Raw genomic sequence first — 6,018 nt, 5'->3', positions numbered from 1 at the left:
ATCGGAGGAACGTCGGCTGAGCCATCGGCACAACCAAATGGACGCGGCGCCAAGAAGCCAAAACAGTCGAAATCAATCGACAAGAGCGCCTTGTCGTTCCCGGAGCCGCGCCGCGTACGTGATCGCGAGCACGTCCGGCAGGTGGCTCAGCAGTCGTGTCTCCTCTGCGGCCGCAAGCCCTGCGATGCCCACCACCTGCGCTTTGCGCAAAACCGTGCACTTGGGCGCAAGGTCAGCGATGAGTTCACCGTCCCTCTGTGCCGGGGGCATCATCGCGAGCTTCATCGCTACGGCGACGAAGCCGCGTGGTGGAGTAGAGCCGCTATCGATCCACTGGCCGCTGCCCGAGCCCTGTGGCTTGAGACGCATCCGGCACTCGCTGCGCAAACAGACAATGTGGCTGGTGATGCCGCAGCTGAATCTCCCTCTTACCTGCCGGAGCAGCCCGGACCGTCCTGAGCGATATCGGCCAGATCAGGCCGAGGCTCGATCATCTTAAGCCATTTGCTGCTGTTCTCGGTTACTCGTAGGAGCAGATTTTGTTGTGTAGACGATTGCCTCACGTGCTTGAAGAATCCTCGGCGCGCGTCATTCCACATATGCCCACATATCGACGGCGACTGGCTATCCACTCCCGCCTCTACTTCATAGAAGCATTTGCCTCTACGTTACTGCCGGCGCCGCCGGCAACACGAACCAGGTCGCCGTTTTGAATGCCGTCCGGTGGCGATTGAACCACGCGGTCGTAGGCGGTCAGACCCGCGCTGATCTCAACTTCCTTGCCGAGATCGCGTGCGATCGTAACGTCCTTCAAGACAACACGATTGCCGCTGTCGACGGTCGCAATCCGCAGCCCGCTGCGATCGAAAATCAACGCGCTGGCCGCGACATTGAAATCGGTCTCGGGATGCGGCAGCTCGAACGTCACCGTCGTGAAGCCGCCCGTCATCAGCGCGCCGCTGGAATTGTCCACGACCAGGAGCATGCGGGTCGCGCCTGACGCTATATCGACGGCTTGCGCCGAAGCCTCGACCGTGGCGAAGAATTTTCGGTTGGGATATTCTGGAACCGACAATCGTGCCTTGATGCCGACCTTTACGCTCGGCACGTAGCTTTGGGGGACGTTGACATACACGCGCAGCCGCGAGGTGTCGGACACGACGAAGAGCGGTGGCCCGCCGCCGTTGCCGGCATTGATCAGGGCGCCGATATCGGTCGAGCGCGCGGTCACAAGCCCATCGAAGGGGGCGGTAATTTTCTTGTATTGCTCGAGGACGTGGAGCCGGTCGAGATTGGCCTGAGCCGACTTGGCTAGGCCCTGCTTACTCGCGGAGTCGGCGGCCCTCTGATCGAGATCCTGCTTCGATATGGCGCCGGAGGTGATGAGCTGCTGGCCGCGTACCAATGTCGCGTCCGCCAGCTTGGAATTGGCCTGTGCGCTCCCCAGATCAGCTTGGGCTTGCATGATTTGCTGGTCGAGGTCAGGCGCATCGATCTCGCCGAGAAGATCGCCGGCCTTCACCGGCGTGCCGATGTCGGCCTTCCAGTCCTTCAGATAGCCGCTGACGCGGGCATAAATCTGCGCCTGCGTATAGGCTTCCAGCCGGCCCGGAAGCTCGAAAGTGAGCTGCGTGCTGCGGGTGCTTGGCGGGGCGATGGCGACCACCGGCAGCGCCTGATCCTCGGTCCATTCACGGAGCTTGGCGTCCGCCATTTTGCGGGTCGTCAGCCCCATGACAACGAGGATGGCGGCCACCGCTGCCAATAAGGTGCCGGCGGAATAGAGGGTGCGCCGTTTGATGATGGGGGAAGCGGATTCAGGCGGCATGCTGTTCTCCAGTTGCCGGGACTTGCGGCGCGTCATGGCGCCCATGAAGGATGCTAAAGACGACGGGTACAAAAATCAGCGTCGCGACGGTTGCGAAAATCAGGCCACCGACGACGGCGCGTCCGAGCGGCGCGTTCTGCTCGCCGCCTTCGCCTAGCCCGAGCGCCATCGGCAGCATGCCGATGATCATCGCCAGCGCTGTCATCAAGACCGGGCGGAAGCGGACAAAGCCTGCTTCGGTGGCAGCGGCGATTGGATCGCCCAGTGCATCCAACCGCTCGCGCGCGAAGCTGATGACCAGAACACTGTTTGCGGTGGCGACGCCCATGCACATGATAGCGCCCGTCAGTGCGGGGACCGACAGCGTCGTCTGTGTCGCGAACAGCATCCAGATAATCCCGGCGATCGCCGCCGGCAGCGCCGTGATGATCACGAACGGGTCGGTCCAGGATTGGAAGTTGACGACGATCAGCAGGTAGATGAGTACGATGGCGCCGAGCAGGCCGAACAGGAGGCCGGAGAACGCGCTGTTCATGGTGTTGACTTGGCCCAGCATCGCCACGTGAACGCCCTTTGGCATGTCCTTGGCGCTGTCATCGACGACTTTTTGAATGTCGGCGGCGACGGCGCCGAGGTCGCGGCCTTGCGTGGTGCCGTAAATCTGCACCAAGGGCTCGATGTCGTATTGCGAGAAGACCGCCGGGGTATTGACGCGGCGAATGTCGGCGATGGCGCCGAGCGTTTGCGACGGCGCACCCGGCGCGGTGATCGGCAGGTCCTTCAGCGCGCTCAATGAGTCGATCTGGTATTGCGGCGTCTGCATCACGATGGAATACGACACGCCATTGTCGGGATTGAGCCAGAAGGTCGGCGCCACCTGGCTCGATCCGGCTAGGTTGACGACCATGCTGTTGGTGACGTCGCGTTCGGAGATGCCGACATATTGGGCGCGGGTGCGGTCGACGTCTACATCGAACGCCGGGCCGTTGAGCGACTGCTGAATGCGCGCATCGACGAGACCAGGCACATGGCGGACGCGCCGCAACAAGTTTTGCGCATAGGCAAAGTCGTCCTCGATTTGGCGGCCGCGAATCTGCAGATCGATTGGTGCCGGCGCGCCGAAATTGAGGATCTGGCTGATGATGTCCGCCGGCAGGAAGGAGAAGGTGGTGCCGGGGAATTGGGCCGGCAATTCTTCGCGCATCATGCGAACGTAATTCGCCGTCGGCCGGTGGTCTTCGCTGAGCTTGATCTGGATCTCGCCGTCTTGCGTGCCGATCGTGCCGGTATTGTTGTAGGTCATGTTGATGCCCGAGACCGGAAAGCCGATGTTGTCGACCACGGTCGCAAGCTCTTCCGGCGGAATGATCTGGCGAATGACCTTTTCGATTTCCGAGAATTGCTGGGCGCTTTCCTCGACGCGCGTGCCGACGCGGGTGCGCACGTGGAGCAGAATCTGGCCGGCATCGACGCTGGGGAAGAAGTCGCGGCCGAGAAACGGCGTTAGCGCGAATGAAGCCAGCACGAAAGCCAGGAAGCAGCAAACGAACGCCGCGCGGTGGTGCAGGGCAAGCGCCAGAAGTTCGGAATAACCAAGGCGGAAGCGCTCGAAGCGGGCCTCGAAGCCGCGCTGTAGCCTGACCAGAGGATTCCGGGACCGCGGCAGCGGCCCATTGAGCCCGTGCAGGTCGGTATGTGCCGCATGCGGATGCAAAAGGTACATGGCCATGGTCGGCACCAGCGTGCGCGACAGGATGAACGACCACACCATGGCCGACATCACGGCTTCTGCCATCGGCACGAACAGATATCGCGCCACGCCGGTTAAAAAGAACATCGGCACGAACACGATACAGATGCAGAGCATTGACACCAGGGCCGGCGTTACGATCTGGGCGGCGCCGTCCATGATCGCGGTTTCCACGTCCTTGCCCTGCTCGAGATGCCAATTGATGTTCTCGATGGTGACCGTCGCCTCGTCGACCAGGATGCCGACGGCGAGCGCGAGCCCGCCCAGCGTCATGATGTTGAGCGTTTCCCCGAGCGCCCACAGTGTGATAATCGAGCCGAACACCGAGAGCGGAATCGAAGTGGCGATGATCAAGGTCGAGCGCGCGCTGCCGAGGAAAAGCAGGATCATCAGGCTCGTGAGTGCCGCGGCGATCAGGCCCTCGCGGATGACGCCGCCGATCGCCGCCTTGATGAAGATCGACTGATCGCCGAGCAAATCGACGTTGAACTTGTCCGGCAGGACGGTCTTGAGCTCCTTCACTTTTTCCTTGATGCCGTCGATGATCGATAGCGTCGACACGGCGCCGTTTTTCAGGACTTGCAGCAGGACCGAGCGGTCGCCCTCGACATGCACGATATTGGTCTGCGGCGGATTGCCGTCGCGCACATGCGCCACGTCGTGAATGTAGACCATCGTCCCGTTGACATTCTTGATCGGCAGATTGCCCAGCTCGGAAATGACGGATGGCGCGTCATTGAGCTGGATCGCATATTCGAAATTGCCGATTTTTTCGGTGCCGACGGGCGTGATCAGGTTCTGCGCCGCCAGCGCGTTGGCGACGTCCTGGCCGGATAGGCCGCGCGCCTGCATCGCCGCCGAATCGAGATCGATCTGCACTTCGCGCGACTTGCCGCCATAGGGGTAAGGGATCGCGGCCCCATTCACCGTGATCAGGGAGATGCGGATCGTATTGAGCCCGACATCCTGAAGCTGCTGTTCGGAGAATCCCTTGCCGGACAGCGCGAGCTGAATGATAGGGACGGTTGAGGCGTTGTAATTGAGAATGAGCGGCGGCGTCGCGCCCGGTGGCATGTTCTTGAGCACGGTCTGCGACACCGCTGTGACTTGCGCATTGGCGGCGCGTATATCGGCGCCCGGCTGGAAGAATATTTTGACGATGCCGAGGCCGTTATAGGATGTGGCTTCGATGTGCTCGATGTCGTTGACGGTTGTCGTCAGGGTGCGCTCGTAAGACGACACCATGCGCCCGGCCATGTCTTCCGGCGCCAGTCCGGTGTACTGCCAGATCGCAGCAATGATGGGGATGCGGATTTCGGGAAAGATGTCGACCGGCGTCCGTGACGCCGCCAGCGGGCCGGTGATCAGGATTAGGAGCGCCAACACAACGAATGTGTAAGGCCGCTGCAGTGCTATGCGGACGAGCGCGATCAACGCGGGCTCCGACTTTCACCGTTGCGCGTGGCGCGTGGTGCACCAAGCGCGCTTCGAATGTCACCCCTCGAAACGACCTTTAGCTATCGTTGCGGTGCACAAAATAGCTAACGGGTTGCACGTCGACAACTCAAAAATTCCTCGCGTCCCACAGCTCTGGTCGGGCTTAGCTTTTGAGTTTTCTAGGTTTATTTTTACGCGCTGTTTATGCGCGAGTGGAAAGGCAGCGATGCTGCACTGCAACCGAAAAACGAGTTGCGACACGGGAAGACATTCGGAGAGGTGGCGGCGAATTTGGATGAATTATGATGGTTTCTCTCGCTGGAAGACAAGCAACGCCGCATCAGGGAGGCGGCCCGCAAGCTCTTCGTTGCGAAGGATATGACGAGGCGAGCACGCGTCAGATTGCGACTCGCGCCGGCGTGGCGCTTGGGACGTTGTTCTTCTATGCCACCGACAAGCGCGGCCTCTTATTCCTCGTGGTCAATGATGAGCTCGAGGACGTTGCACTGGGCGCCGCTGCGGCGCGATGCAGCGTTCCTGGAGAACCTGTTATCTGCATTCCGGCTCCTTTACGAATTCCTTCGGGCGCGAGCCACGTCTCTCCCGGCTAACGCTGCGCGAGTTGATATTCTATGACACCTAGCGGACATCGAAGCGTTGCAGAATGATGTCCGCGATTGGGGGTAAAGCGCACGCCAATAACCAAAGTGGTCGCGGCAGCTAATGACCCAAAGCGGACATCCCAACAAGATCGCGCGGCGGCAGCTAATGACCCAAAGCGGACAGGCGAATTGATCCGATTCTAATCGCCTATAGGGCACTCCCGGTCGGTACAGTATGCGATGGTAAAAGCTACTCCCTGGCCCGGCGCGGCTGCAGCGATCTCAAGGGCCTCATCGGAGACCTGATAGTTGAGGATGCCTTCCTCGCTATCCCGACGATCAATCGACAAATTGTCCATTTCGTCCTCCTGTTCGGCTTGCCTAAAGGGCGCCTCGCATTG

4 protein-coding genes and 1 pseudogene are annotated in these 6,018 nt (G+C 60.8%); 2 read left to right on the top strand and 3 right to left on the bottom strand.

Annotated features, from left to right (window positions below; translation table 11 throughout):
* Nucleotides 1-459: pseudogene (locus VK804_RS14025) on the top strand (single-stranded DNA-binding protein); the annotation flags it as partial.
* A 181-nt stretch (nucleotides 460-640) separates the two neighbouring features.
* Here VK804_RS14025 and VK804_RS14020 read toward each other — a convergent pair.
* Together VK804_RS14020 and VK804_RS14015 are read right to left on the bottom strand one after the other, a co-directional pair.
* Entirely contained in the window at nucleotides 641-1,828 is a 1,188-nt protein-coding gene (locus tag VK804_RS14020; protein WP_325371419.1) for an efflux RND transporter periplasmic adaptor subunit, read from the bottom strand.
* Nucleotides 1,818-5,012: an efflux RND transporter permease subunit gene (locus tag VK804_RS14015; protein WP_325371418.1), complete on the bottom strand. Its 3,195-nt coding sequence runs from the start codon at nucleotides 5,010-5,012 to the stop codon at nucleotides 1,818-1,820. The genes VK804_RS14020 and VK804_RS14015 overlap by 11 nt, the downstream gene beginning before the upstream one ends.
* Before the next feature lie 305 nt (nucleotides 5,013-5,317).
* Here VK804_RS14015 and VK804_RS32990 point away from each other — a divergent pair, with 305 nt between their 5' ends.
* Nucleotides 5,318-5,626 (top strand): TetR/AcrR family transcriptional regulator, encoded by a 309-nt coding sequence (locus tag VK804_RS32990; protein ID WP_414642777.1) that lies wholly within the window; start codon nucleotides 5,318-5,320, stop codon nucleotides 5,624-5,626.
* 191 nt (nucleotides 5,627-5,817) lie between these two features.
* On the opposite strand, the gene VK804_RS14010 is transcribed toward VK804_RS32990, so the two are convergent.
* A partial coding sequence (locus tag VK804_RS14010) for a hypothetical protein (protein ID WP_325371417.1) occupies nucleotides 5,818-6,018 on the bottom strand: 201 nt, incomplete at its 5' end.

The organism is Bradyrhizobium sp., from assembly GCF_035484855.1.
GTDB lineage: Bacteria > Pseudomonadota > Alphaproteobacteria > Rhizobiales > Xanthobacteraceae > Bradyrhizobium.
The sequence above is the reverse complement of the archived record's forward strand: the minus strand, read 5'-3'. Positions and strand labels throughout refer to the sequence as shown.